Origin of the sequence: Halorhodospira neutriphila (genome assembly GCF_016584055.1) — a bacterium.
GTDB lineage: Bacteria > Pseudomonadota > Gammaproteobacteria > Nitrococcales > Halorhodospiraceae > Halorhodospira > Halorhodospira neutriphila.
Genome location: NZ_NRSH01000190.1, coordinates 1 through 2,926, shown reverse-complemented (window position 1 = coordinate 2,926; position 2,926 = coordinate 1). Strand labels below are relative to the sequence as shown.

Below are 2,926 nucleotides of genomic sequence, written 5' to 3'. Positions count from 1 at the left end.
CGAGCGCGCCCCTTCGGGGTCCCCTGCGCTTCTCGCCCGAGCGGGGCCGCGCGCTAAACTCGCTTCGCTCGGACAACGCGCGCTCGCCGAGCGGCTGGCGCCGCTCGGCGCCCCGCTCGGGCTGCGATGCTCGGCGCGCTCGAGAGGACGCCCCCGCGGCCCCATCGCCGGCGCCAGCAGGCCGAGGAACTAAGAGCGGTGTGCGATACGCTGGCAGGGAGAGGTAGAGGAGGAGGAACGAGGCATGGATCGATACGGCAACGCGCGGGTCCTGGTGGTGGCCGGCTCCGACTCGGGGGGTGGGGCCGGCATCCAGGCCGACCTGAAGACGGTCATGGCCCTCGGCGGCTACGCCGCGACCGCCATCACGGCGCTGACCGCCCAGAACACCCGGGGCGTGCAGGGCGTCTACACCGTACCGCCGGCCTTCATCCGCGAGCAGATGGCCGCGGTGCTCGACGATATCGGCGCCGACTGCATCAAGACCGGGATGCTCCACGACGCGGCGGTGATCGACGCCGTCGTCGCCGAGCTCGACGCCCGCGCCCTGCAGGTCCCGGTGGTCGTCGATCCGGTCATGGTGGCGCAGAGCGGCGACCGACTCCTCGCCGAGGAGGCCGCCGAGCGCCTGCGCGAGTCCCTGGTGCCGCGCGCCGCGCTGCTGACCCCGAACCTGCCGGAGGCGGAGGCCCTGCTCGGCCGCCGCGTCGCGGGGGAGGCGGCCATGGTCGAGGCCGCCGAGGCCCTGCGCGGGCTCGGGGCCGGGGCGGTGCTGCTCAAGGGCGGCCACGCGGCGGGGGAGTCCGTCCTCGACGTGCTCGCCACCGCCGACGGGGTGGAGCGCTTCGAGCACCGGCGCCTGGCGACGCGCTCGACCCACGGCACCGGCTGCACCCTCGCCAGCGCCGTGGCCGCCGGCCTCGCCCGGGGGCAGGCCCTGCCGGAGGCGGCGGCCCGCGCCCGCGCCTACCTCTACGAGGCGCTGCGCACGGCGCGGGGGCTCGGCGCCGGGGCCGGGCCGGTGCACCACGCCTGGCCCCTGGGGCCGCCCGAGTGATCGCCGTGCCGTTGCAAGGTGCTGCGGGGGCCGGCCCCGGTGCGGCGGTTTGGCGCACGGATCTATTCAGGACTAAAATGGTCCAAAATCAGGGAGCCGACGAGAGCGAGGATGGCCATGACACCCAGTAACCAGCCGCAGTCCGTGGTGCAGGTGACGACCCGGGGGCGGTATGCGATCGGAGCTGTCCTGCACATCGCCCTGCACGACGCCGTCGGCCCCGTCCCCCTGGCCGAGATCTCGGTCTGCCAGAATATCTCGACCTCCTACGTCGACCAGATCTTCGCGGAGCTGCGCCCGGCGGGGGTGATCGAGGGGATCCCGGGCCCGGGGGGCGGCTACCGCCTGGCCCGGCCGGCGGCGCAGATCCGCGTCGCGGAGATCCTCGCCGCCGTGGAGCAGGGCCGCGCGCAGAAGGGCTACCGCAGCGCCCTGGAGGCGGCCGTCTGGAGCCGGCTGATGCACGATATCGAGGCGCTGATGGGGCGGATCACCATCGCCGACCTCGTCGAGCGCCCCGGGGCGCAGGAGTGGCTCGCCCGGCAGTACGCCGCCGGCGGCGGGCCGCGGCGCTGCGAGGTCTGCGGGGTGCTCTTCGAGCGCGGCCGCGCCGCGGCGGCCTCGGCCACGGCGCCGCGGGACTAGGCGCCGGCCGTCCGCAGCGGGCGGCGCCTAGGCGCCGCCGCCGAAGCGGCGCTCGACGTACGACTCGACGATCTCGGTGAACTCCTCGGCGAGCCGGTCGCCCTTGAGGGTCACCGAGCGCTCGCCGTCGATGAACACCGGCGCCGCTGGCTGCTCGCCGGCGCCGGGCAGGCTGATGCCGATATCGGCGTGGCGGCTCTCGCCGGGGCCGTTGACGACGCAGCCCATGACGGCGATGCGCAGCCGCTCGACGCCGGGGTAGCGCTGGCGCCACTCGGGCATGCGCGCGTCGATGTGGCCGCGCACGTGCTCGGCGAGGCGCTGGAAGTAGTCGCTGGAGGTCCGCCCGCAGCCGGGGCAGGCGGTGACCCGGGGCGTGAAGTCGCGCAGCCCCATGCTCTGCAGGACCTGCTGCGCCACCTCGACCTCGCGCGTACGGGCGCTGCCCGGCTCGGGGGTCAGGGAGACGCGGATGGTGTCGCCGATCCCCTCCTGGAGGAGGATGGCCAGCGCCGAGCTGGAGGCGACGATCCCCGGCGTGCCCATGCCGGCCTCGGTGAGCCCGAGGTGCAGGGGGTAGTCGCAGCGCCGGGCCAGGTCGCGGTAGACGGCGACCAGGTCCTGGACGCCGCTCATCTTGCAGGAGAGGACGATGCGCTCGCCGGGCAGGCCGAGGGCCTCGGCGCGCTCGGCGCTCTCCACCGCCGAGGTCACCACCGCGTCGCGCATCACCGCCTCCGGGGGGAGCGGCTCGCGGCGCTCGGCGTTGGCGTCCATCAGGCGGGTGAGCACGCTCTCGTCGAGGCTGCCCCAGTTGACGCCGATGCGCACCGGCAGGCCGTAGCGGCAGGCGATCTCGACCATCGCCGCGAACTGCGGGTCCCGGCGGCTGCCCTTGCCGACGTTGCCGGGGTTGATGCGCATCTTGGCGATGGCCTCGGCGCACGCCGGGTGGCGCTGGAGGAGCTTGTGGCCGTTGAAGTGGAAGTCGCCGACGAGGGGCACGTCGAGGCCCTGGGCCTCGAGGCGCTCGCGGATGCGCGGCACGGCGGCGGCGGCCTCCTCGTTGTTGACCGTCACCCGCACCAGCTCGGAGCCGGCCCGGGCGAGGGCGGCGGCCTGGGCGGCGGTGGCCTCGACGTCGGCGGTGTCGGTGTCGGTCATCGACTGCACCACCACCGGGGCGCCGCCGCCGATGGGGATCCCGGCGACGTCGGCGGTGCG

Annotated in this window: 3 protein-coding genes; 2 read left to right on the top strand and 1 reads right to left on the bottom strand. The window is 75.2% G+C overall.

Annotated elements, in window-relative coordinates:
- Positions 1-244: 244 nt before the first annotated feature.
- On the top strand, positions 245-1,057 hold the full coding sequence (gene thiD / locus CKO13_RS11545) for a bifunctional hydroxymethylpyrimidine kinase/phosphomethylpyrimidine kinase (protein ID WP_200261181.1): 813 nt from the start codon (positions 245-247) through the stop codon (positions 1,055-1,057).
- Between the two features lie 117 nt (positions 1,058-1,174).
- Entirely contained in the window at positions 1,175-1,702 is a 528-nt protein-coding gene (locus CKO13_RS11540) for an Rrf2 family transcriptional regulator (RefSeq protein ID WP_200261179.1), read from the top strand.
- Between the two features lie 27 nt (positions 1,703-1,729).
- Here the strand turns inward: CKO13_RS11540 and ispG are convergent.
- A partial coding sequence (gene ispG, locus CKO13_RS11535; RefSeq protein ID WP_200261177.1) for a flavodoxin-dependent (E)-4-hydroxy-3-methylbut-2-enyl-diphosphate synthase occupies positions 1,730-2,926 on the bottom strand: 1,197 nt, incomplete at its 5' end.